Origin of the sequence: Pseudoxanthomonas sp. LjRoot127, from assembly GCF_964253495.1 — a bacterium.
In the GTDB taxonomy this organism is placed as follows: Bacteria; Pseudomonadota; Gammaproteobacteria; order Xanthomonadales; family Xanthomonadaceae; genus Pseudoxanthomonas_A.
The window spans coordinates 2399971-2422692 of the sequence record NZ_CAXUQR020000001.1 but is presented as its reverse complement, the minus strand read 5'-3'; the positions used below and the strand labels follow the sequence as shown (position 1 = coordinate 2422692).

The 22722-nt window shown below is 68.3% G+C and carries 19 protein-coding genes; 6 read left to right on the top strand and 13 right to left on the bottom strand.

The window, feature by feature from the left end; translation table 11 throughout:
* Positions 1-5 precede the first annotated feature (5 nt).
* The 4 genes from ACSQ19_RS11175 to ACSQ19_RS11160 form a co-directional block, all read right to left on the bottom strand.
* Positions 6-2276, bottom strand: a complete 2271-nt coding sequence (locus tag ACSQ19_RS11175; protein ID WP_435997005.1) for an EAL domain-containing protein — start codon at positions 2274-2276, stop codon at positions 6-8.
* A gap of 134 nt (positions 2277-2410) precedes the next feature.
* Positions 2411-5014 carry an ATP-dependent chaperone ClpB gene (gene clpB, locus ACSQ19_RS11170; protein WP_435997003.1) on the bottom strand — a complete coding sequence of 868 codons (2604 nt, stop codon included), beginning with the start codon at positions 5012-5014 and terminating at the stop codon, positions 2411-2413.
* Between the two features lie 162 nt (positions 5015-5176).
* Positions 5177-6760, bottom strand: coding sequence for a hypothetical protein (locus tag ACSQ19_RS11165; RefSeq protein WP_435997001.1), 1584 nt, complete (start codon positions 6758-6760; stop codon positions 5177-5179).
* A 73-nt stretch (positions 6761-6833) separates the two neighbouring features.
* Positions 6834-7307, bottom strand: coding sequence for a DUF3574 domain-containing protein (locus tag ACSQ19_RS11160; RefSeq protein WP_435996999.1), 474 nt, complete (start codon positions 7305-7307; stop codon positions 6834-6836).
* A 184-nt stretch (positions 7308-7491) separates the two neighbouring features.
* Between ACSQ19_RS11160 and ACSQ19_RS11155 the strand changes: the two genes are divergently transcribed.
* Positions 7492-9906, top strand: a complete 2415-nt coding sequence (locus tag ACSQ19_RS11155) for a TonB-dependent receptor plug domain-containing protein (protein WP_435996997.1) — start codon at positions 7492-7494, stop codon at positions 9904-9906.
* 269 nt (positions 9907-10175) lie between these two features.
* Here the strand turns inward: ACSQ19_RS11155 and ACSQ19_RS11150 are convergent, their stop codons facing one another.
* The 4 genes from ACSQ19_RS11150 to rluD all read right to left on the bottom strand — a co-directional run bounded on the left by ACSQ19_RS11150 (position 10176) and on the right by rluD (position 13076).
* Complete coding sequence (locus ACSQ19_RS11150) at positions 10176-10592, bottom strand: thiol-disulfide oxidoreductase DCC family protein (protein WP_435996994.1); 417 nt, start codon at positions 10590-10592, stop codon at positions 10176-10178.
* A gap of 218 nt (positions 10593-10810) precedes the next feature.
* Positions 10811-11350: a DUF4166 domain-containing protein gene (locus ACSQ19_RS11145; RefSeq protein WP_435996992.1), complete on the bottom strand. Its 540-nt coding sequence runs from the start codon at positions 11348-11350 to the stop codon at positions 10811-10813.
* Entirely contained in the window at positions 11335-12105 is a 771-nt protein-coding gene (gene pgeF, locus ACSQ19_RS11140) for a peptidoglycan editing factor PgeF (RefSeq protein ID WP_435996990.1), read from the bottom strand. The genes ACSQ19_RS11145 and pgeF overlap by 16 nt, the downstream gene beginning before the upstream one ends.
* Complete coding sequence (gene rluD / locus ACSQ19_RS11135; protein WP_435996988.1) at positions 12102-13076, bottom strand: 23S rRNA pseudouridine(1911/1915/1917) synthase RluD; 975 nt, start codon at positions 13074-13076, stop codon at positions 12102-12104. The genes pgeF and rluD overlap by 4 nt, the downstream gene beginning before the upstream one ends.
* 118 nt (positions 13077-13194) lie before the next feature.
* On the opposite strand from rluD, the gene ACSQ19_RS11130 reads away from it, so the two are divergent.
* Complete coding sequence (locus ACSQ19_RS11130) at positions 13195-14082, top strand: outer membrane protein assembly factor BamD (RefSeq protein WP_296279737.1); 888 nt, start codon at positions 13195-13197, stop codon at positions 14080-14082.
* Positions 14083-14150: 68 nt separating this feature from the next.
* Here ACSQ19_RS11130 and ACSQ19_RS11125 read toward each other — a convergent pair whose 3' ends face one another.
* The 4 genes from ACSQ19_RS11125 to ACSQ19_RS11110 form a co-directional block, all read right to left on the bottom strand.
* Positions 14151-15038, bottom strand: a complete 888-nt coding sequence (locus ACSQ19_RS11125; protein WP_435996986.1) for a vitamin K epoxide reductase family protein — start codon at positions 15036-15038, stop codon at positions 14151-14153.
* Positions 15039-15063: 25 nt separating this feature from the next.
* Positions 15064-16701, bottom strand: coding sequence for an NAD+ synthase (locus tag ACSQ19_RS11120; RefSeq protein ID WP_435996984.1), 1638 nt, complete (start codon positions 16699-16701; stop codon positions 15064-15066).
* Between the two features lie 136 nt (positions 16702-16837).
* Entirely contained in the window at positions 16838-18628 is a 1791-nt protein-coding gene (locus ACSQ19_RS11115; protein ID WP_435996982.1) for a phosphoenolpyruvate carboxykinase (GTP), read from the bottom strand.
* Positions 18629-19093: 465 nt separating this feature from the next.
* Positions 19094-19837: a helix-turn-helix domain-containing protein gene (locus ACSQ19_RS11110; RefSeq protein WP_296279729.1), complete on the bottom strand. Its 744-nt coding sequence runs from the start codon at positions 19835-19837 to the stop codon at positions 19094-19096.
* A 109-nt stretch (positions 19838-19946) separates the two neighbouring features.
* Between ACSQ19_RS11110 and ACSQ19_RS11105 the strand changes: the two genes are divergently transcribed.
* Genes ACSQ19_RS11105 through ACSQ19_RS11090 form a run of 4 tightly spaced genes read left to right on the top strand, consistent with a single transcriptional unit; the run spans position 19947 to position 22066 of the window.
* Positions 19947-20393, top strand: coding sequence for a hypothetical protein (locus ACSQ19_RS11105; RefSeq protein ID WP_296279728.1), 447 nt, complete (start codon positions 19947-19949; stop codon positions 20391-20393).
* 7 nt (positions 20394-20400) lie between these two features.
* The gene (locus ACSQ19_RS11100; protein ID WP_436000957.1) at positions 20401-21216 is read left to right on the top strand and encodes a DUF2145 domain-containing protein; all 816 of its coding nucleotides are present in this window, start codon (positions 20401-20403) and stop codon (positions 21214-21216) included.
* Between the two features lie 56 nt (positions 21217-21272).
* Entirely contained in the window at positions 21273-21632 is a 360-nt protein-coding gene (locus ACSQ19_RS11095; protein ID WP_435996979.1) for a hypothetical protein, read from the top strand.
* Positions 21629-22066: a hypothetical protein gene (locus tag ACSQ19_RS11090; protein WP_435996977.1), complete on the top strand. Its 438-nt coding sequence runs from the start codon at positions 21629-21631 to the stop codon at positions 22064-22066. Before ACSQ19_RS11095 ends, ACSQ19_RS11090 begins: the two co-directional genes overlap by 4 nt.
* A gap of 55 nt (positions 22067-22121) precedes the next feature.
* Here the strand turns inward: ACSQ19_RS11090 and ACSQ19_RS11085 are convergent, their stop codons facing one another.
* Entirely contained in the window at positions 22122-22721 is a 600-nt protein-coding gene (locus ACSQ19_RS11085; RefSeq protein WP_296279725.1) for a TetR/AcrR family transcriptional regulator, read from the bottom strand.
* Position 22722 lies beyond the last annotated feature (1 nt).

The window sequence follows — 22722 nt, the reverse complement described above, 5'->3', positions numbered from 1 at the left end:
CCGCCTCACTCGCGCGAGGCGGCGGCCTCGGCGGCCGTTTCCGCCAGCACGTCGGCGAGCGGCCGCGGCGCGCCGTAGAGATACCCCTGCACGCGGTGCACGCCCAAGCGGCGGAGGCAGTATTCCGTGTCCTCGTCCTCGACGAACTCCGCCACGGTGACCGCGCCGAAGGCTTTCGCCACCGCCACCGAGGCCTGCACCACGGCGTAGTCCTTCCCGAGCTGCGCCACGTTGCGCACGAACGAACCATCGATCTTGATCACGTCCACCGGCAGCTCCCGCAGGCGCGCGAAGCTCTGCATGCCGGTACCGAAATCGTCGATGGCGATGTGGCAGCCCAGCGCGCGCAGGTCGGCCAGCAGGTGGCTGGCCGCCGCGGTGTTGGAGATGGCCGCGGTTTCGGTGACTTCGAAGCACAGCGCGTGCATCGGCAGCGGCGAACCCGCCAGCAAGGTGCGCAACTCGACCTGGAAGCTCATCGACGCCAGGCTCTGTCCGGTCAGGTTGATGGCGATCTCGCGGCAATGCGGCAGCGCGGCCGGTGTCTTGCGCAGCAGCCGGAACAGCGCGCGCATGACCGCCAGGTCCAGTTCGGCGCCCCGCCCCGCCGCCTCCAGCGGTGCCATGAAGCGCGCCGGCGACATGATGTCGCCGCGCTCGTCGATCAGTCGGCACAGCACTTCGCCCGCCAGCGGCCGGGGCTCGCCCTGCATGTCCTCCACCAGATCGCGGATGGGCTGGAAGTACAGCACCACGCGCTCGCTGCGCAGGCTGGCCAGGGCTTCGGTGGCGTCGTGCAGTTGTCGGCGGTGCGTGCGCCGCAACTGGGTGTCGCCGATGTCGCTGTAGCGCGGCCGCAGTTCCCCGTGCTGGCGCGCCTCGAACGCCAGGTGCGACGCGGCCAGCACGGCGCGGTCGATCACGCTCGCGTGCGCGCCGTTGAACGCCGCGACGCCGAGGTACGGCAGCAGCCGTATCGGTTCGCCGTCGACATCGATCTCCGCATGTTCGACGCGGGCCATCACGCGTTCCCACAGGTCGGCGTCGCGCCCCGGGCGCGGCAGCAGCGCGAACTGGCCCGTGCCGACGTAGTACGCCTCGACCAGGTCGTCCACCCGCCGCGCGGTCGCGTTCATCGCCTGCGCCTGGGTGTCCAGCCCGAAGCCGGCCACCAGCGTGTCGGTCTGGTCGAGCAACAGGTAGCCCAGCTCCGTGCGCGGCAGTGGCCTTTCCATGCGCCCACGCAACGCCTTGAGGTTGGGCAGGCCCGTGACCTGGTCGCGCAGCGTTTCTTCCGACAGCTGCTCCGCCAGCGCGGAGCGGTCGCGGTTGGTCAGCCACAGGTAGAGCATCGCGAGCAGCAGGATGTTCATTTCCGCCGCGATGTGCAGCAGGTTGAAGAAGCCTACCGGGGTATTGGCGTACTCGGCCGTGCCCGCCACCATGCCGACCAGCAACAACAGGGTGAGCGACAGGGACAGCATCGCCCAGCGCGGCGGCAGGCGCAGCATGCACCAGGCGAGCACCAGCAGCAGCGCGAAGCGGTAGTCCATCAGCACCGGCGCCGACGGCAGCGATACGCCACCGAAGGACTGCCGGACCTGCACCGCCGCCCACAGGCTGATCGCCAGGCCCAGCCCCAGCACCACCGGCCACATCCAATGCCGGCCGATCGTCGAGCGCGCCGCGGGCAGCGTACGTTCCTGCCAGCCGATGACGAGCGGCAGCGTCACCACCGCCACGCCGAACTGCTTGGCGAAGAACATCTGGAAGGCGGCGCTCACCGCCACGGCCGGCGTATTGACCAGCGCGATGCTGAAACCCAGCAGCGCGATGACGATGGGGTACACCAGCAGCCCGATCGCGGCGAACCGCATCAGGTCGCCGCGCTGCACGCCCGTGCCGGCCATGCGCGGCCATCCCATCCAGCGCGCGCACAGCCGCGTCCAGCCGTACTGGAACAGGTACGAGGCTGCGCCCCACGCCAACGTCCACGAGGGCTGGCCGTCATCGAACAGGTAGAGCTGGCGGAGCGTCCAGCCCGCGAACGTCAGCACGAAGCAGCCCGCCACCACGCGCGCATCGCGCACCAGCATGGCGATGGCCAGCAGCAGGCCGGTATGCAGGTGGATCAGCGAGGCATCGGCGAGTTCGCCGAAGAAGTCGATGCGGTAGCGGATCGGGATCTGCTGCAGCAGCAGGCACATGCCGCCCAACAGGAGCACCTGCATGCTCCCGCCCAGGCCACGCACCGGCTGCCCTGCATGATCGGCCATCCGTCCGCCCTTGCCCCTTGCCAGCTCCGCGTCCTCGCGCGCACGGCGGCGGCCCTGCCCCATCGCAGGCCGCCCCATAACGTACTACCACGCGCCGATGGACGAAAGCAGGACAGGCGCTGGCCTACCGTCCGTCAGCGCGCGACGGTCTCGAACACCAGTTGGCCGCCTTCCGCGCGGACGCGCACCGTATCGCCGGCGGCGAACGCACCCGACAGGATCTTGTGCGCCAGCGGGTTCTCCAGCTGTGCCTGGATCGCGCGCTTCAGCGGCCGCGCGCCGTATACCGGGTCGAAACCGACGTTGCCCAGCAGCATCAGCGCCGAGTCGTCCAGTTCCAGCGCGATCTGGCGTTCGGCCAGCCGCTTGGCGAGGTAACGCGTCTGGATGCGCGCGATCTCGCGGATCTGCGTCTTGTCCAGCGGATGGAACACGACGATGTCGTCCAGCCGGTTGATGAACTCCGGACGGAAGTGCGCCTGCACCACGCCCATCACCGCCGCCTTCATCTGCGTGTAGCGCTCCGGCGTATCAGCCGACCCATCGCCCTCGGACATGTCCTGGATCAGGCTGGACCCCAGGTTGGACGTCATCACGATGACCGTGTTGCGGAAGTCCACCGTGCGGCCCTGTCCGTCGGTCAGGCGACCGTCGTCCAGCACCTGCAGCAGGATGTTGAACACGTCCGGGTGCGCCTTCTCGACCTCGTCCAGCAGGATCACGCTGTAGGGACGACGACGCACGGCCTCCGTCAGGTAGCCACCTTCCTCGTAGCCCACGTAGCCCGGGGGTGCGCCGACCAGGCGGCTCACCGCATGCTTCTCCATGAACTCGCTCATGTCGATGCGGACCATCGCGTCGCTGCTGTCGAACAGGAACTCGGCCAGCGCCTTGCACAGCTCGGTCTTGCCCACGCCGGTCGGGCCCAGGAAAAGGAACGAGCCGCTCGGACGGTCGGGATCGGAAATGCCCGCGCGCGAACGGCGCACCGCGTCGGAGACGACCTTGATCGCCTCTTCCTGGCCGATCACGCGGCCGCGCAGCGACTGCTCCATCTGCAGCAGCTTCTCACGCTCGCCTTCCAGCATCTTGCTGACCGGGATGCCGGTCCAGCGGCTGACGACCTCGGCGATCTCCTCGTCGGTGACCTTGTCCTGCAGCAGGCGGAAGCCCTTCTGCTCGGCCTCCTGCGCGGCCGACAACTGCTTTTCAAGCTCCGGCAGCTGGCCGTACTGCAGTTCGCTCATGCGCGCGTAGTCCTGCTTGCGCTGCGCGGCCTCGAGCTCCAGCTTCGCGCGCTCGATCTGCTCCTTGATCTTCGTCGCACCGGTAAGCGTCGCCTTCTCGGCCTTCCAGATCTCTTCCAGGTCGTTGAACTCGCGCTGCAGCGATTCGATCTCGGTTTCCAGATCGGCCAGGCGCTGCTTCGACTGCGCGTCCTTTTCCTTCTTCAGCGCCTCGCGCTGGATCTTGAGCTGGATCAGCCGCCGCTCCATCCGGTCCATTTCCTCCGGCTTGGAGTCGATCTCCATGCGGATGCGGCTGGCGGCTTCGTCCATCAGGTCGATGGCCTTGTCCGGCAGCTGGCGGTCGGCGATGTAGCGGTGGCTCAACTGCGCGGCGGCGACGATGGCGGGGTCGGTGATCTCGACACCGTGGTGCACCGCGTACTTTTCCTTCAGGCCGCGCAGGATGGCGATGGTGTCCTCGACGCTGGGCTCGCCGACGAACACCTTCTGGAAGCGGCGCTCCAGCGCGGCGTCCTTCTCGACGTACTTGCGGTACTCGTCCAGCGTGGTCGCGCCGATGCAGTGCAGTTCGCCACGCGCCAGCGCGGGCTTCAGCATGTTGCCGGCATCCATCGAACCCTCGGCCTTGCCTGCGCCGACCATCGTGTGCAGCTCGTCGATGAAGAGGATGATCTGGCCTTCGTTCTTGGCCAGGTCGTTGAGCACGCCCTTCAGGCGTTCCTCGAACTCGCCGCGGAACTTGGCACCGGCGATCAGCGCGCCCATGTCGAGCGACAGCACGCGCTTGCCGCGCAGGCCCTCGGGCACTTCACCGTTGACGATGCGCTGGGCCAGGCCTTCGACGATGGCGGTCTTGCCCACGCCGGGCTCGCCGATCAGCACCGGGTTGTTCTTGGTGCGGCGCTGCAGGACCTGGATGGTGCGGCGGATTTCCTCGTCGCGGCCGATCACCGGATCCAGCTTGCCGATCTCCGCGCGCTCGGTCAGATCGATGGTGTACTTCTCCAGCGCCTGGCGCTGGTCCTCGGCATTCTCGGATTGCACCTTCTCTCCTCCCCGCAGCCTCTCGATCGCGGTGCGCAGCTTCTGCTTGTCGGCCCCGCTGGCTTTCAGTTCCTGCCCTGCAGCCCCGCTGTCGTCCAGCGCGGCCAGCAGGAACCACTCGCTGGCGATATAGGTATCGCCGGCGTCCTGCGCCAGCTTGTCGGTCACGTTGAGCAGGCGCGACAAATCGTTGCCGATCGACAACTGGCCAGCCTGGCCGGTGACCTTCGGTAGTTTGTCCAGCGCCTCGCCCAGCCGCTCGCGCAGCACGGGCACGTTGACGCCGGCCTGCGCCAGCAACGGCCGCGTGCTGCCGCCCTGCTGTTCGAGCAGGGCGGTGAGCACGTGCACCGGTTCGATCATGGTGTGGTCGCGGCCTACGGCCAGCGACTGCGCATCCGCCAGCGCCTGCTGGAAACGCGAGGTCAGTTTGTCCATCCGCATGGGGAGAACCTCAGAGAGTCAGGGGCCGGCGAACGCCAGCCGATGCTACCCAGATGCGGTTAAGCGGCGGTGTTTCAAGACCTGCTGAGACCCGGATTCACGTAGGGCGGGCCTTGGCCCACCGTCCGCGCATGCACCGGAAACGGCGGGCCAGGGCCCGCCTTACGGCTTCTTCTGCAGGGACAGGAGACCCAGCAGCACCGCCAGCGCCGCATACGCCCCGGTGAACTGCCACAGGATCGTCGCGCGCAGGCCGTCGACGTCCCACGGCAGGTAGATGCCGCCGCGCGGATCGACCGAATGGATGATGCCGAACAATGTCAGCACTGCGCCGACCAGCAACGCGACGACCGCACGGCCGTTGCGGCCGTCGATCATCGCCACCAGCGCGGTGGTCCAGATCATCGCGGTGATGATGAAGCCGTTGCCCAGGGTGACGATGGTGGCCAGGTCCGGCAGCCCGTGCCCGTCGACGCCTTCGTACAGGCCGGCGAAGTGGTCGGGCGCGATCCACGCCGGATTGCCGAACTTGATCGTCAGCAGGTACGCCACCGACGGCAGGAAGCCCAGCGCTACCGCGATGGCGTGCTTGCGCGGGGTTTCGGTGAATGCCTGCACGGTGATGTCCAGGCCCACGTAGACGATGATCGGCGCCAGCACCGCCACCGGCAGCCACTGCACCAGGCCCGACACGTAGCCGAGCACGCCGCCGAGGCCGATGAAGATGCCCGTCAGCAGCGTGTAGCCCTTGCGCGCGCCCATGTGCTTGTACGCGGGCTGGCCGATGTATGGCGTGGTCTGCGCGACGCCGCCGCAGACACCGGCGACCAGCGTGGACACCGCTTCGGCCAGCAGCACGTCGCGCGTACGGTAGTCGTCGCCCGCGGCGCGCGCGCTTTCGCTGACGTTGATGCCACCGACGACCATCAGCAGGCCGAACGGCAGCAGCAGCGGGAGATACGGCACGGTGTAGGCCAACCCATCGAGCCAGCCCAGCGTGGGCAGCGGCAGTGTCAGCGCGAGCGGCACCGCATCCGGCACCTTGAAGCCGGGCGCGCCCAGGCCGGCGAAACCGAGGCCGTAGTACAGCGCGGTGCCGACGATGAAGGCCAGCAGCACGCCGGGCAGCTTCACCGGCAGCTTGCCCTTCGCCACCAGCACGTACAGCAGCAGCCCGAAGGTGACGAAACCGACGATGGGCTGGCGCAGCGTTTCGATCAGCGGCAGGAAGCCGAGCAACGTCAGCGCCGCGCCACCGATCGACCCCAGCAGGCCCGCACGCGGCACCGCGCGCGTGACCGCATCGCCAAAGAACGAGAGCACCAGCTTCAATACGCCCATCACCACCAGCGCGGCCATGCCGAGTTGCCAGGTGGCGGTGGCCGCCGCCTGCTCGTCCATGCCGGCCTGCTTGAAGCCGACGAAGGCCGGGCCCAGCACCAGCAGCGCCATGCCGATGCTGGTCGGCGCATCCAGGCCCAGCGGCATCGCGGTGACGTCGTCCCGGCCGGTCTTCGCGGCCAGGCGATGCGCCATCCACGTGTAGATCAGGTTGCCGACCAGCACGCCCAGCGCGGTGCCCGGGAACATGCGGGTGAACACCACCTCGGCCGGGAACTGGAAGATGCCGATCAGCGCGGCGGCGATGAAACCGAGGATGGACAGGTTGTCCACCACCAGGCCGAAGAAGCCGTTGAGGTCGCCGGGTACGAACCAGCGGCGCACGGGGGAAGCCGATGCGGTCATGGAATCGGTAATCAGTGGGGTGGGCGGGAGGTCGCCAGCATAAGCGCCCGCGCGATCGGCGGGCGCACCGGGTTCAGAACGATACGTCCACCGCGTGGCGCGACCACAGCACCGACTGGTGGCCGGTCGCCTGCTTCCATGCCAGGCGGATCGCCTCGATGTCGGCGCGGCGCTGTGGGGTGTCCTCGTGCAGGACCACCAGCACCTTCGTCTTCAGGCGGTTGGGTTCCTTCGCGCCGCGGAACAGCCACTGGCCGTAGGCATCGAACACGGTCAGGCCATCGGGAAAGCGCGAGGTCACTTCCTCGTCCAGGAACGCGCGCCACGTCGCCTCGGTGATCGGCTCGGCCTGCGGACGGTCGGCCGGCCCCGTCTCTTCGCCCACCCCGAAATACAGCTCGCTGCGTACCCAGCCACTGGCGGTCGCGGGCCGCAACACGTCGCCCTGCAACGAGGCGGTGGGGGTGGCGGGAGAGGACGGCGGTGGCGTGGACACGCACCCGGCGAGCACAAGCAGGACCGACAACCAGACAGCGCGATGCGACATGGGGCAAACCTCGTGGGAGGAGGACAGGATGGAACATGCCGACGCGACGGCCATATGACGCGGCGGCATAAGCAGATGGGGAGCAGAGATGACGCAGCCGCCGCATCGCGACTTAATATATCGCTTCATCGCAATAAAGCGATAGACTTTATCCGGTTTCTCCCCTCGCCCCACGAGACTTTCCATGCCGCATCCGATCCTTGCCCCGCTGGGCGCCGCCATCGCCCTGGCGCTTGCCCTCCCCGCCGCTGCACAGACTTCCGGCGCCACCGACCTGGACGCCGTGATCGTCACCGGCACCCGCGCCACCGACCGCACCGCGCTGGAATCCACCTCGCCCATCGACGTGCTGACCGCCGAGGACATCCGCAAGGCCGGCGTGCTCAACGGCGAACTCGGCAGCGCGCTGCAGGCGCTGCTGCCGTCGCTGAACTTCCCGCGCCAGTCCAACTCCGGCGGCGCCGACCACATCCGCGCCGCACAGCTGCGCGGCCTGAGCCCCAACCAGGTACTGGTGCTGGTGAACGGCAAGCGCCGCCACACCAGCGCGCTGGTCAATACCGACAGCAAGATCGGCAAGGGCAACACGCCGGTGGACTTCAACGCCATCCCGGTCAGCGCGATCAAGCGCATCGAAGTGCTGCGCGACGGCGCGGGCGCCCAGTACGGCTCCGATGCCGTGGCCGGCGTCATCAACGTGATCCTCAACGACGCGCCGGAAGGCGGCGCCTTCGAAGCCAGCTACGGCGCGCACCACACGAAGGTGGAGCCGATCGACCAGACCGTCACCGACGGCCAGAGCGGCTTCTTCAGCGCGCAGGTCGGCGACCGCATCGGCGACGGCGGCTTCTTCCGGGTCGGCCTGGAGTACAAGCAGCGCGAGGGCACCAATCGCGCCGGCTTCGACCAGATCCCGTTCTTCGAGGAACAGACGCCCGACAACCTGGCCCTGGCCGGCCAGCGCAACTACGTGCTGGGCGACGGCAGCTCGCGCGACATCAACGCGTGGCTCAACGCGGCCATACCGCTGGGCGAATCGGCTGAGCTGTACGCCTTCGGCACCTACCACCAGAGCGATACCGAAGGCGCCAACTATTTCCGCTACCCCGATGGCGTGGCGAACTGGAAGGAGGTGTATCCGAACGGTTACCGCCCGATCTCGGAAGGCGACAACCTGGACCTGGCCGGCGTGGCCGGCGTGCGTGGGCAGTGGGGCGACTGGGACTACGACACCAGCCTCAACCACGGCCGCAACGCATTCACCTACCGCCTGCGCAATTCACTCAACGCCTCGCTCGGCCCGACCAGTCCGACCCGCTTCAAGACCGGCGATTACGACGCCGGCCAGACCCTGTTGAACCTGGACATCAGCCGCGTGTTCGGCGCGCATACGTTCGCCACCGGCGTGGAGTTCCGCCACGAAACCTTCGAGACCGGTGCCGGCGATCCGGCTTCGTACGCGGCCGGCCCCTACACCGATCGCCCGACCGGTTCGCAGGCCGGTGGCGGACTGACGCCGCAGGACACCGCCGACCTCGACCGCGACGTGTCCAGCGTCTACGCCAGCCTCAGCAGCCAGTGGGGCGAGAAATTCACCACCGACATCGCCGCGCGCTACGAGCACTACGACGACTTCGGTGTCGAGCTGACCGGCAAGCTGGCCGCCCGCTACGAATTCGCGCCCGCGTTCGCCCTGCGCGGCTCGGTGTCGAACAACTTCCGCGCGCCGTCGCTGAGCCAGATCGGCTTCGAATCCACGTCCACCGGCTATGACGCCTCGGGCCAGCTCACCCAGGGCCGCCTGCTGTCGGTCAACAACCCCATCGCCCGTGCGCTGGGCGCGCAGGACCTGGATCCGGAGAAGTCGCTGAACCTCAGCCTGGGCTTCACCAGCCGGATCGGCGAGCACTTCGACGTGTCGCTGGATGTGTTCCGCATCGACATCGACGATCGCGTTGCGCTTACCGAACGCATCAGCGGCGACGCGCTGACGGACTTCGTGCTGGACAACTTCGGCGTGCCTGGCGTGCAGAGCGCCAACTTCTTCATCAACGCCGCCGACACCCGCACCGAAGGCGCCGAAGTGGTGGCCAACTGGCGGCAGGCGCTGGGCGACGGCAACCTGCTGCTGACCGGCGCTTACAGCTACGCCAAGACCGAGCTGAAGAACATCGCGTCCACGCCGGCGGAACTGCTCGCCATCGACCCGAGCTACGTCCTGTTCGGCGTGGAGGAGAGCAACACACTGACCGATGCCGCGCCGCGAACGCGCGCGCAGCTCACCGCGAACTGGGACAGCGAGCGCTGGAACCTGCTGGGCCGCGTGAGCCGCCATGGCAGCGCCAAGCGCGTGTTCAACTTCGGCGGCGGCTTCGAGCCGGAACAGACCTACGGCGCCGAGTGGCAGCTGGATGCGGAAGTCGAATACAAGGTCTCCTCGAAGTGGAGCGTGGCGCTGGGTGGCCTCAACCTGACCGACGAGTACCCGGACCTGTCGAACGAAGACATCTACTACTTCGGCAACCTGCCCTACGACGTGCTGTCGCCCATCGGCAGCAACGGCGCGTACTACTACACCCGGGTGCGCTACACCTTCTGATGGACCCCGCCGTCATCCCGTCGCAAGCCGGGATGACGGCGTAGCGTGCGCCGTGCGCACGACCGCAGGATCCGTCAACCGCCCGCCGTGCGCATGGCGCACGCTACGGAACCGCGCCCGCTCCTGTTCTGTTGGTACACGACACCGTGTCATTCCGAAGCCAGGCGCGAACGTCGCCGGGTCCCGACACCCGCCTGGATGAATGCGTAGCGTGCGCCGTGCGCACGACCGCAGGATCCCTCCACCGCCCGTCGTGCGCGCGGCGCACGCTACAGGAAGCGCGCGCGCTCCTTTTCCGTCGGCACGTGGCATGCAGTGGTGCCAAACAAGCGATATCTGTTCCGCGCGATCCAGCGGTACAGCGGATCGCGCACGGAACGCGGCACCCATGCGATGAACCCCGCCAGGCGCCATGCTCCGCCCAGCCCGGTCAGCACGCGCTGGATGGCGTCGCTGTCGGTCCACGCGCTATCGCCATCGACCAGGAGGAACGAAGCCGGATCGTCGGGGTCCAGGCCGTGCGTCGCCAGCAGCGCGCGTCCGCGCTCTGACTGCATGGCGGCGAAGCGGTAGCGGCCTTCGCCGTCATGCTTCAACAAAAAGCGTACCCAGCCGTTGCACAGCACGCAGATGCCGTCGAAGACGATGACCGGACCTTGCGGGCTGGATGAATCCCGTGTCGTCACGCAACCTCTCCATCAAACAGGATGATTCCCCCTCTCCCCGCGCGCGGGGAGAGGATGCCAACGGCGGGTGAGGGGCGAACGGAGCCTGCCACCCATCGCGCCACCGCACAGGCGCAACGCGCGATGCACTGACGCCCGCTCCCGTGTCGACAACGAGAAGCGCCCCTCATCCGCCCTCCGGGCACCTTCTCCCCGCACGCGGGGAGAAGGACAGCCATTCACTCGTTGCGTACATCCAGCCAGCCCGTGTAGTGCACCAGCAGTCCGACGAGCGGCAACGAGGCCCACACATCGAACGCGTAACGCTCGCCGTCCGTGGACTCGCGCGCGCCGACGCCGGTGAACCAGCGGGGCGGTAGCCGCACGCCGAACACGCCGACCCGGACGACGCGCCAGACTATCGCCCCGTTCACGACCTCCAGGTGGAACCCGAACGTCGCTACGCCCAGTCTTTCGCACAGCACGTCGCCCTCGCGCCACAACCGAGAGGGCATGGCGCGGCCGCCGATGTAGCGAATCCAGCGTTCGTGGTCCGCCGATGCGTCGATCTCGACGCACAGTGGGCCCGTGCCCGCGGGTGGCAGGTGCGTGGCCGCGGCGACCAGTCGCGACAGCAGGCCCGAGCCGCGTTCGACCTGCACCTCGCCGACGTACCGCTTCAGTCCCTGCGCGACATGCAGCGCGCGCACCGGTTCCGGCAGCGTGGTGAACGCCGGCCCCAGCAATGCTGCGAACAACGGGCTTACGGTTGCATCCACGCCAGCGTGGCGATGCGTCCGCTGCGGCCGTCGCGGCGGTGGGAGAAGAAGCGGTCGGGTTCGCTGATCGTGCAGAGATCGCCGCCGTGGATGTCCTCCGCCCGCATGCGGCGCGCAACGAGGCGGCGGCGCGCGAGCGCGGGCAGGTCGGCCAGCCAATGGCCCGGACGCGTCGGAGCGAAGGCCGCGGCCGCGCCCGCATCCTGCGAGACGAAGGCGTCGAACACGTTCTCGCCAACTTCATAGCGCTGCGGCCCGGCCGCCGGGCCGATCCATGCGATCACCTCCGTGGCCGGGGTGCGCATCGCGGCGAGGGTCGCTTCGAGCATACCCTTGGACAGACCCGGCCAGCCCGCATGCGCGGCGGCGATCTCGCGGCCGTCTTTCGCCGCGAATACCACAGGCAGGCAATCGGCCGTCAGGATGGCGAGCACCACGCCGGGCTCCGAGGTCACCAGCGCATCGGCGACGGGCTCCGGTGTGGCGGGGTCGGCAGGCACGTCCACGCGCACGACATCCGTGCCGTGCACCTGCTTCAACCAGTGCGGCGCGGAAGGCAGTCCGGCCAGCTCGGCCAGTTGCGCGCGGTTGCGGGCCACCACGGCCGGGTCATCGCCATCGGCCGCGTACTTGTTGCCCAGGTTGAAGTGGTCGAACGGCGCCCGCGACACGCCCGCGCCATGGCGCAGCGTGGTGAAGGCGTGCACCCCCGCCGGTGCGGGCCAGTCGGCCGCGACGGCGGGCGCGCGATTCACTTGCGTTGTGCCTGGGTGTCCGCGCGCAGCGCAGCCAGCAGGGCGACCATGTCGGCCGGCACCGGCGCGGTGACCCGCACGGGCTCGCCACTGACCGGATGTGCGAATTCCAGCGTTTCCGCATGCAGTGCCTGTCGGCGGAAGCTGCGCAGCACCGCGATCAGGTCGTCGCTGGCGCCCTTCGGCAAACGCAGCGGACCGCCGTACAGCGGGTCGCCGACGATGGGGTACTTGATGTGCGCCATGTGCACGCGGATCTGGTGCGTGCGGCCGGTTTCCAGTCGGCATTCCAGCGCCGTGTGCGCGCGGAAGCGTTCGCGCAGGCGGTAGTGGGTGACCGCGTCGCGGCCGTCCTCGCGTACTGCCATCTTCAGGCGGTCGCGCGGGTGGCGATCGATCGGCGCGTTGGCGGTACCGCCGGACACCATCGCGCCGACCACCACGGCGAGGTACTGCCGGTGCACGTCGCGCGAGGCCAGCTGCGCCACCAGCGAGGTGTGGGCCGGCAGGGTGCGCGCCACCACCATGACGCCGGAGGTGTCCTTGTCCAGCCGGTGCACGATGCCCGCCCGCGGCAGCGCCGACAGCGACGGATCGCGGAACAGCAGCGCATTGACCAGCGTGCCGGTCGGATTGCCGGCGCCGGGGTGCACCACCAGGCCGGCGGGCTTGTCCAGCACGAAGACGTGTTCGTCCTCGTACAGGATGTCCAGCGGGATGTCTTCCGGCTCGGCGTGGGTCTGGGTATCCAGCACCACGTCCAGGCTGGCGGTTTCGCCGCCGCGCACCGGATCGCGCGGCCGCACCACCTGTCCATCCAGCAGGGCATTGCCGGACTTGATCCACTCGGTCAGGCGCGAGCGGGAGAACTCGGGGAACAGCTCCGCAAGGGCGGCGTCGAAGCGGCGGCCGGCGGCGCTGGCGGGCACGATGGCCGTGCGCGGGGTATCGGGGGAATCGGGTTCGGTCATGCGGGAAGACGTCCAGAGAGGCCATGCGCCGGTCCGTATTGGCCGATTGTTCATGGCGAAGGCGGCGCCTAGGCTATCATCGACGGCCTGTTTCCCTGCCGCGGCCTGCCGCCAGCCCATGACCCAGCGTGCCTTCCCCCGCTTCTCCCGCCCCTCCGCGACCACCCGTCTCGTGCTGCTGGCCCTGGTCGTCGGCTTCGCCGGTACCGGCTGCGGCAAGATCTTCAAGAAGAAGGACGCGGCGGAGAACCAGCCGGTCGAGGTGATGTACCAGGAAGCGCACCAGGCCATGGCCAACAACAACTGGGACCGCGGCCTGCTGAGCTTCCGCCGCCTGATCGCCCAGTACCCGTATGGTCCCTACACCGAACAGGCGCTGATGGAATCGGCCTACGCCGAGTACAAGGCCGGCAAGCTGGACGACGCGGTCACCACCATCGACCGCTTCATCCGCACCTACCCGACCCACCGCAACATCCCGTACATGTACTACCTGCGCGGACTGGCCAACTCCAACCGCGACACGGTCTTCCTGCAGAAGGTATGGCGCCTGGATGCCAGCCGCCGCGACCTGGCCACGCCCATGCAGGGCTACAACGACTTCGCCCGCGTGGCCGAGAACTACCCCAACAGCCGGTATGCCGCCGATGCACGCCAGCGCATGACCGCGTTGCGCGACCAGTTCGCCCTGCATGAACTGGACACGGCCATCTACTACCTGCGACGCGATGCCTGGGTGTCGGCCGCCAGCCGCGCCAAGTACCTGCTGGAAACCTACCCGCAGAGCGCCTACCAGTACGATGCCATCGCCGTGCTGGCCGAGGCGTACACCCATCTGGGCAACAAGACCCTGGCCGATGACGCCAGGCGCGTGCTGGAACTCAACGACCCGCAGCACCCCTGGCTGGCCGGCAAGTTCCCGGACTACCCGTGGATGGTGCGTCGCCTGAATCCGTTCGCCGGCGAGAAGTCCAGCAATACCGTGGACCAGCGCAAGGACGACTGACCGTCCACCGGTTGCGGAAGAAAAAAGGGCCTCACGGCCCTTTTTCTTTGCCGGGCGTTGCGGCCACGTCAGTCGGCGGGGCGGGCCTTGTCCCAGTCGAAGCGCGTCAGCACCGCCAGCTGGCGCGGCTCCATCACGCCGTTGTGTTCGATGCCGTCGATGACCCAGGTCGGGAACACGGTGACGCCCGCCGATGCGCACGCCGAGACCATCGGCGCATTGCGTCCCCCCGGCGAGCATTCCACATAGGGCAGGCGCTCCGCCGCATGGCCGAAATGGCGTTTCTGCCGACTGCATTCCACGCACCAGGATGCGCCATAGAACTTCGCGCCGTAGGCGGTCAGGTGCTGCGCGAGCGCTTCTGCGCGACGGCTCTCGGGTCGCTGGTGCAGCAGTCCGCTCTGGTGCACGTGCAGGACCGCGAGCACCAACAAGACGGGCACCGCCTGCACTCCCCACCAGCGCGTCCACGGCTGGCCCGGCGCCGAGGCGGGACGGCGCAGCTGCAGCCACGCGAACATCGCCGCCAGCACCGCCAGCGAGGCCAGGCAACCGATGCAGTACGCATCGAGCACGAACGCCCCTATCGCGGTGAGGTACACGCTGACCGCCAGTCCCAGCAGCACCAGCCGCCACTGGCGTTGCCAGCGCAGCAGCGGCGACGCCTTACGCGCCAGCGACACGAGCGCGACCAGCGCATACAGGCCGAAGCCCCACAGCGCCATCGGCACGCCCAGCAGCGTGGACCATCCGCTGCGCCGGATCGCATCGCACCCTCCGTCGGCGCCGCAGAACGCGGATGGTGACCCGCTCCCCGCCGTCCAGGCCAGGTAGCCGGTGATCAGCAGGCCCAGCGCCGCCAGGGCCAGCATCACCCGGTCCGGCGGTGCGGCCGGACGCGGCGCCGGCACCGCGGGCCGGTCGCGATGGGATGAACGCTTTTTCTTCCTTGTCATTCCGGTCTCCGGCGCGCGGTCGCGCTCACAGCGCGTACTTGTTGGTGATGGGATAGCGGCGTTCGCGGCCGAACGCGCGGCGCGAGACCTTGGGTCCGGGCGCGGCCTGGTGGCGCTTCCACTCGTTGATGCGCACCAGCCGCAGCATGCGGTCCACGGTGGCGGCGTCGAAGCCGGCGGCGACGATCTCGTCGCGCGACTGCTCCAGGTCCACGTAGCGGAACAGGATCGCGTCCAGCACGTCGTACGGCGGCAGCGAATCCTGGTCCTTCTGGTTCTCGCGCAGCTCGGCCGACGGCGGTCGGTCGATCACGGCCGGCGGGATCACCGGTGCGCCGCCCACCGTGTTGCGCCAGCGCGCCAGCGCGAACACCTCGGTCTTGTACAGGTCCTTGATCGGCGCGTAGCCGCCGCACATGTCGCCGTAGATCGTGGCGTAGCCCACCGCGTACTCGCTCTTGTTGCCGGTGGTGAGCAGCAGGCCGCCGAACTTGTTGCTCAGCGCCATCAGGATCACGCCGCGGCTGCGCGACTGCAGGTTCTCCTCGGTGGTGTCGGCGGGCCTGTCGCCGAAGATCGGGCCGAGCGCGTCCAGGAAACCCTTGAACGGCGCTTCGATCGAGATGGCTTCCAGTTTCACGCCCATCGCCGCGCACTGTTCGGCGGCGAGGTCATTGGACAGGCCTGCGGTATAGCGCGACGGCAGCCGCACCGCAGTGACGTTGTCCGCGCCCAGCGCGTCCACCGCCAGCGCCAGCACCATCGCCGAATCGATGCCGCCGGACAGGCCCAGCCAGACCTTCGAAAACCCGTTCTTGCCGCAGTAGTCGCGGATGCCGCGCACGATCGCGCGCCACGCCAGCGCATCGCGGCTCTCGTCGCCGTCGTCCATCCACACCACCGGACTGAACGCACGCGTGTCCACGTCGAAGTCGACCACCAGCCATTGGTCGGTGAAGGCCGCCGCGGCCGGATGCACGGTGCCGTCGCCGTTGGCGACCACGGACGCGCCATCGAACACCACCGCATCCTGCCCGCCCACCACGTTGAGGTACGCCAGCGCCATGCCGGTCTCGCGCGTGCGCTCGGCGATCAGCGCATCGCGTTGCGCATGCTTGTCGCGGTCAAACGGCGACGCATTGGGCACCAGCGTCAGTACGGCGCCCGCCTCGGCGGTGTCGGCCAGCGGCTCGGGGAACCAGAGGTCTTCGCAGATCACCAGGCCCAGCGGAACGCCGTTCACCTCGAAGGTGCAGGCGCCGCCATCCGGGTCCACGTCGAAGTAGCGGCGCTCGTCGAACACCGCGTAGTTGGGCAGTTCGCGCTTGCGGTAGGTGGCCTCGACCGCGCCGTCGCGCAGCACGCTGGCCGCGTTGTACACCACGCTGCCAGCGCTCTGCGGCCAGCCCACCACGGCGACGATGCCGTGCGTGGTGGCGGCGATCTCCCTCAGTGCGGTTTCGCAATCGGCCAGGAAGCGCGGACGCAGCAAGAGGTCTTCAGGCGGATAGCCGCTGACCGCCAGTTCGGGGAACAGCACCACGTCGGCGCCGTACTGGTCGCGCGCCTCGGCGATCATGCGGCGGATGCTCTCGCTGTTCTGCGCAACGGCGCCGACCGGGAAATCGAACTGCGCCATGGCGATGCGGAGGGTCTGGGTCATGTCGGCCTTCGGTGGGAGCGAGCGCCGGCATTATCCCAGAGCACGGCAGGCCGCGCGCCCGCACAAAAAAGCCCCGCGGCGTCCCGGGAGGACGTGCGCGGGGCTTGCGCAGGAAAACGATGCGCGAGGCGGGGAATCAGTGGGCCAGACGGGCCGCGATGCGTTGCTGTTCGTCCTTCAATGCCTGCGGCGTGCGGGTGCCGAATTCCTGCAGGTACTCGCCGATGCCGGCGAACTCCGCCTGCCAGCCGGCGCGGTCGAAGCCGAACAGCAGGTCGTGCGCTTCATCGCTCAGCGCCACGCCATCCAGGTTGAGGTCCTCGGCGCGCGGCAGGTGGCCGATGGGGGTTTCCACCGCGTCGGCCTTGCCCTCGACGCGCTGGATCATCCACTCCAGCACGCGCAGGTTTTCGCCGAAGCCGGGCCACAGGAACTTGCCGTCGCCGCCCTTGCGGAACCAGTTCACGTGGAAAATTTTGGGCAGCTTCGCGCCGGCCCGGTCGAACGACAGCCAGTGGGCGAAGTAGTCGGCGAAGTTGTAGCCGCAGAACGGCTTCATCGCCATCGGGTCGCGACGCATCACGCCGACCGCGCCGGTCGCGGCGGCCGTGGTTTCCGAGCCCATCGCCGCGCCGACCAGCACGCCGTGCGTCCAGTCGCGCGCTTCGAACACCAGCGGCACCAGCGAGGCGCGGCGGCCGCCGAAGACGATGGCGCTGATCGGCACGCCCTGCGGATCCTCGGCCTTGGCCGAATAGCTGGGGCACTGCTTGGCCGACACGGTGAAGCGCGAGTTGGGGTGCGCGGCCGGCCCGTTGGCTGCATCGTACTTGCGCCCCTGCCAGTCCAGCGCCGGCGTGCGCGTGTCCAGGCCTTCCCACCACGGCTCCTGCTCGTCGGTGACGGCGACGTTGGTGAAGATGGTGTGGTGGCTGATGGTGGCCAGCGCGTTGGGGTTGGAACTGTCGGAGGTGCCCGGCGCCACGCCGAAGAAACCGGCTTCCGGATTGATCGCGTACAGGCGGCCATCGGCGCCGGGGCGCATCCAGCAGATGTCGTCGCCGACGGTCCACACCTTCCAGCCCGCCTGGCGATAGCCTTCCGGCGGAATCAGCATGGCCAGGTTGGTCTTGCCGCACGCCGACGGGAACGCGGCGGCGATGTAATGCGTTTCGCCCTGCGGGTTCTCGATGCCGACGATCAGCATGTGCTCGGCCAGCCAGCCTTCATGGCGCGCCTGGTGCGAGGCGATGCGCAGGGCGTGGCACTTCTTGCCCAGCAGCGCGTTGCCGCCGTAGCCGGAGCCGAAGCTCTTGATGGTCAGCTCGTCGGGGAAATGCATGATGAAGCGGCGGTCCGGGTCGAGCTCGCCGGTGGAGTGCAGGCCTTTCACGAACGCACCTTCGCGCTCGATCCGCGCCAGCGCCGGTGCGCCCATGCGGGTCATGATGCGCATGTTCGCCACCACGTACGGCGAATCGGTGATCTCCACGCCGCAGCGCGAGAGCGGCGAATCGATCGGACCCATGCAGTACGGGATCACGTACAGCGTGCGCCCGCGCATGCATCCGGCGAACAGCGCGTCCATCTTCGCGTGCGCCTCGGCCGGGGCCATCCAGTGGTTGTTGGGGCCGGCATCGTCGGGCTGCGCGGTACACACGAAGGTCAGGTGCTCGACGCGTGCCACGTCGCTCGGGCTGGAGCGGTGCAGCCAGCTGTGCGGGTGGGTTTCAGGATTCAGCGGCAGCAAGGTGCCGTCGGCCAGCATCTGCTTCGTCAGCAGCGCGTTCTCGGCATCGCTGCCATCGCACCAGTGGATGTGGTCGGGTTGGGTGAGCGCGGCGACCTCGGCGACCCAGGCGTTCAACGCGGCCAGCGAACTGCCCGGAAATTCGTTGCGTTTGAAAACATCGACCGCTGCGTTCATGCCACACCCTCGAAAAGTGAGACCAAAATGATACCAATGTCTTGTCCTTCAGACGAGGAGAACGTCGACGGGCGGTCATCCGGGAGGGGGAACGAGGGTCATTCCGTCTCACCAGGGCCAGAGAAGGCCCGCCACACAGGGCGTTGCGCGCCAAGGACGGAGCTCCGAAGGCCATCGATCGAGCTCGGAGAGCCAACGATGAGGCCCGGACGCCCGATCGATGGCTTTCCGAGAGCGATCGATGGGACTCGCCATGCCATCGATCGCCCTCGGAGCCTCATCGCTCGGGCTCGGAAGGTGATCGATGGAGCACGGAACCCGATCGATGGGGCTCCGGGGGCGATGCCGATGGAGCTCAACGTGCCATCGACGGGGCTCAGAGGGCGATCGATGGAGCAACACGGGCCATCGATGGCTTTCCGGGCCCCATCGATGACATTCCGAGCGCGATCTCCTTCCCGGCGGCTACGCCTCGCGCGAGCGCCGGTAGGGATTGAACAGCTGCAGCAGCCACGGCTTCTGCGCCAGCACCAGGCTGACCCCCACCCGGTCTTCCGCCGGCAGCGTCGCATCGCGGGCGAGCAACGCATCGAACTCGCGCGCGACCTCCTCAAGGCGCTGGCGGAGCTGCTTCACGCCGTCGATGCTCAGGCTGCCGCTCAGCAGCAGCAGCGCATCCTGTTCCCCGTCGAATGGATCGGCGAAGTAATCGGTCAGCAGGGTGAGCCGGAAGTAGCGCTCCATCGGGCCATCGGCACGCCAGCGGAAGTTGCGCGCGGTCAGCGCGCGGCCGCGGTTGCCGGGCATCAGTTCGATGATGCCCAGGCGATCCAGCTTGACCAGCAGACCGGTCCACTGCGCCGGCGTGAAGCCGAAGTGGCCCATCACGTCGTCCTGGCGCCAGCGGTTCAGGGTGAGGAACAGCGCCATGAGCAGCGGCGGGTCGTCCACCAGGGCCTGTTCCTGCGCCTCGCTCAGTTGGGCCATCGCCTTGCGCCCGCGCGAGGCTTCGGCGCTGAGCTCGGCCAGGCCGACATCGAGCACATCGCAGATCTGCTCGAGCCGCTGCAGGCTCATCGCGCGGCGGGAGAACATGCGCTTGACCGCCGCTTCGCTCATGCGGATGCGGACGGCGAGTTCGCGGTACGTCAGTTCCTGCGCGCGCAGGCAGCGCTTCAGGGCATCGATCAGGTCGACCGAGACGGCCATCGGTAGCGGATTCCTATACCCGTTGTTGCGCCGGAGCTTACCTCGTCGATGCCGATTGAACACCGCGGGTGAGCGCGGCCAAGGTGCGGCGACATCGCCGGAGCCCGCCATGACCCGCCTGATCGCCCGCTCGCTATCGCTTGCCCTGGCCACCGCCCTGTCCGGCGGCATGACCCTCCCGGCGCAGGCCGCCCCCCAGTCCGATGGCGCCAGCCGTATGTCGCAGGCCAGTCTCGAAGCCTCCATCGAAGTGCCCGTCGCGGTGATCCACGCACTGGGCCATGGCGCGTCCGCCGTGGTGACCGGCGTCGCCGTGGTGGCGGGCAGCGTGGCGGTCACGGTGTCGGTCGCCGCAGCGGGCGTGGTGGGCGCCGCCTCGTTCGTCGTGTACCTGAGCGCGGAGGCGATCAAGCGGCTAGGCATCGCGGTCGGCACGGCCATCAGCGTGGCTGCGGTGTCGACCGGCTGGATCCTCAGCGCGGCCGGCGAAGCGCTGTGCTTCATCGCCAACGACGCCGCCCGCCCCCACATCCACAGCCACCGCTACGGCGGGTGATCGCGTGATGCGCACGTTCGCGGCATGCCTTTTCGCCTTCGTCCTCGCGCTGCCAGGGACGGCACGCGCGGGCGATGCCTGCAAGCAACTGGAGATGCCGCCGCACAAGGTGGCGGACGCCGCGCGCACCGCGTTGCTGGCGGCGCGGGAACTCGACGAGGTGGATGCGCCGGTGGCGCTGATCGCACGCGTTGGCACCGACCTGTCGAAGCAGGGCCTGGTCTACAGCCACGCCGGTTTCGCCGTGCGCGACCACGCCGAAGGCCGCTGGACGGTGGTGCACCTGCTCAACGAATGCGGCAGCGACCGCTCCGGCCTGTATGCGCAGGGGTTGGTGAACTTCTTCGCCGACGACCTCGTGAACCAGGACCTGCGCATCGTCTGGTTCACGCCGGACGTAGCCGACCGCCTGGCCGCGCGGCTGCAGCAGATGCCACGCCACAGCCTGCACCACCCACGCTACAACCTGATCGCGCGACCCGGCAGCGAGGATTACCAGAACTCCACCGCGTGGCTCGTCGAAGTGATGGCCGCGGCATTCGCCGATCGCGGCATCTACGACCGCCGCAGTGCGTACGCCTTCGCCCGCGGGGATGGTTTCGTGCCGGACACGGTGCACATCGCCTATTCCAAGCGCGTACTGGGCGGACTGTTCTCCGCCAACACCGACTTCACCGACCACCCCGTCGGCACGCGCCTGTCCGGCGACTACCCCGTCGTCACCGTGCGCTCGATCTTCCGCTGGCTGGAGCGCAGCGGGTACGTACGCGAGCAGCGGGAGTGGCGGGGTGGCGTGCGGCAAGTGGCGATGGGGCCGGCGTGAGGGAGGTCACGCGCGCCGCCACGTCGCACGCATCTCCCGGCGTATTGGCTTTCCGCTTGCTCTCGCGCCTGCTGGCCGCCTGCGTACTGACATCGATTCCCGTGCATCTCGCATTACTCGTGTCCGACAGCGCCGTGTATCGCGGCTGGGTTTACCTGCAGTTGGCGCTGCTGACGGCATCCGCCTGGCTGCTGTGGCGCTCACGCAGGCTCGATGGTCGTGCCGTCATCGCCCTCCCACTGACGACGATACCCGCGATCCACATCAACGCCGCATATCTGAACTACGGCAATGGCCCACAGGCTTGGGCACTGCCGCTCGCCTTCGGCCTTTGCTACGTCGCGCTCTATGCGGTCGCGCGCGCTGGCAAGACGCGGCGATCCGGCGCGAGCCCCGCGGGAGGAGATCATCGATGAACGCCAGATTCATCGCTTTGCTCGCAGCGCTCCTGCTGGTTGGCTGCTATCCAGTCAGCTACGAAGATGTAAGCCGCGATCCGGAGTACGCGCGATATGTCGGCAACGAGTACAGGACGACGGCTGACATGACCGTCTATCGCGTGAGCCTGGATCAGAACTACGGCCCCTCACCTAGCGTCTACAAAGTCGTCCACCCGCCCGGCTTTGATGGACCGGAGGTCATTTCGCGGACGCGCTTCCCGGAAGGGTCGACGCTGAAGGTACTGACGATCCAGCGATGCAAGGATTGCTATCTGGATGCCGAACCGAGAGTTCATGCGACGGTTCGTATCACCTCGACCACGCAGTTCGACGATCAGGAAGTACGGGCCGATCTGGGGCTGCTGTCTTCGCACATGCAAGCCGTCGACGCGCCCGCACCAATCAAGTGACGGGCGCGACGTAGCCCGCCCTCCACACGGCGACCACACGCCGCCTTACGAAGCGTCAGTTCGGAATCAACGTCGAGATGACGTGTTCGAGGTAGGTCTCGAACTCTTCCGACGTCATGCGCGGCTGCTGCAGCTGCAGCGACAGTTGCAGGAAGCCCACATAGGCCGCATAGGCCAGGCGCGCACGATGCGTGGCATCGGTGCGCTGCAGGCCGGCCTGGCGGAACATCGCCACCAGATAGTCCAGCCGGCGCTGCGAGATGCGGTCGATGACCGGCTGCACGGAGGGGTGATCCAGCGCCTTCAGCAGTTCGCTGTAGATGATGTGCGGCTTGACCTCGTGCCCGACCAGCTGGAACAGCGCGCGCAGGCGTTCGCGCGGATCGGCCACCTTTTCCAGGCTGCCGAAGATGTTTTCCTGTTCACCGACTTCCCAACGCTCCAGCGCCGCCTGCAGCAGCGCATCGCGGGACGGGAAGTGCCAGTAGAAGCTGCCCTTCGTGACACCCAGCCGGCGGGCGAGCGGTTCCACGGCCACCGCCGACACCCCCTGCTCCGCGATCAGGTCGAGCGCCGCCTGGGCCCAGTCGTCGGCACTCAGGCGGGCGTTGCGGGCGGGGGCGCTGGCGGGTGTTTCGGGGCTGGGCGTGCTCATG

Excerpts from the sequence above, each read along its gene's own strand:
- ACSQ19_RS11155 (WP_435996997.1), top strand. The coding sequence starts at position 7,492 with ATGCCGCATCCGATCCTTGCCCCGCTGGGCGCCGCCATCGCCCTGGCG.
- ACSQ19_RS11120 (WP_435996984.1), bottom strand. The coding sequence starts at position 16,701 with ATGACCCAGACCCTCCGCATCGCCATGGCGCAGTTCGATTTCCCGGTC.
- ACSQ19_RS11125 (WP_435996986.1), bottom strand. The coding sequence starts at position 15,038 with ATGACAAGGAAGAAAAAGCGTTCATCCCATCGCGACCGGCCCGCGGTG.
- ACSQ19_RS11175 (WP_435997005.1), bottom strand. The coding sequence starts at position 2,276 with ATGGCCGATCATGCAGGGCAGCCGGTGCGTGGCCTGGGCGGGAGCATG.
- ACSQ19_RS11105 (WP_296279728.1), top strand. The coding sequence starts at position 19,947 with ATGACCCGCCTGATCGCCCGCTCGCTATCGCTTGCCCTGGCCACCGCC.
- ACSQ19_RS11130 (WP_296279737.1), top strand. The coding sequence starts at position 13,195 with ATGACCCAGCGTGCCTTCCCCCGCTTCTCCCGCCCCTCCGCGACCACC.
- clpB (WP_435997003.1), bottom strand. The coding sequence starts at position 5,014 with ATGCGGATGGACAAACTGACCTCGCGTTTCCAGCAGGCGCTGGCGGAT.
- ACSQ19_RS11085 (WP_296279725.1), bottom strand. The coding sequence starts at position 22,721 with ATGAGCACGCCCAGCCCCGAAACACCCGCCAGCGCCCCCGCCCGCAAC.
- ACSQ19_RS11090 (WP_435996977.1), top strand. The coding sequence starts at position 21,629 with ATGAACGCCAGATTCATCGCTTTGCTCGCAGCGCTCCTGCTGGTTGGC.
- ACSQ19_RS11110 (WP_296279729.1), bottom strand. The coding sequence starts at position 19,837 with ATGGCCGTCTCGGTCGACCTGATCGATGCCCTGAAGCGCTGCCTGCGC.
- ACSQ19_RS11165 (WP_435997001.1), bottom strand. The coding sequence starts at position 6,760 with ATGACCGCATCGGCTTCCCCCGTGCGCCGCTGGTTCGTACCCGGCGAC.
- ACSQ19_RS11115 (WP_435996982.1), bottom strand. The coding sequence starts at position 18,628 with ATGAACGCAGCGGTCGATGTTTTCAAACGCAACGAATTTCCGGGCAGT.
- rluD (WP_435996988.1), bottom strand. The coding sequence starts at position 13,076 with ATGACCGAACCCGATTCCCCCGATACCCCGCGCACGGCCATCGTGCCC.
- ACSQ19_RS11160 (WP_435996999.1), bottom strand. The coding sequence starts at position 7,307 with ATGTCGCATCGCGCTGTCTGGTTGTCGGTCCTGCTTGTGCTCGCCGGG.
- ACSQ19_RS11100 (WP_436000957.1), top strand. The coding sequence starts at position 20,401 with ATGCGCACGTTCGCGGCATGCCTTTTCGCCTTCGTCCTCGCGCTGCCA.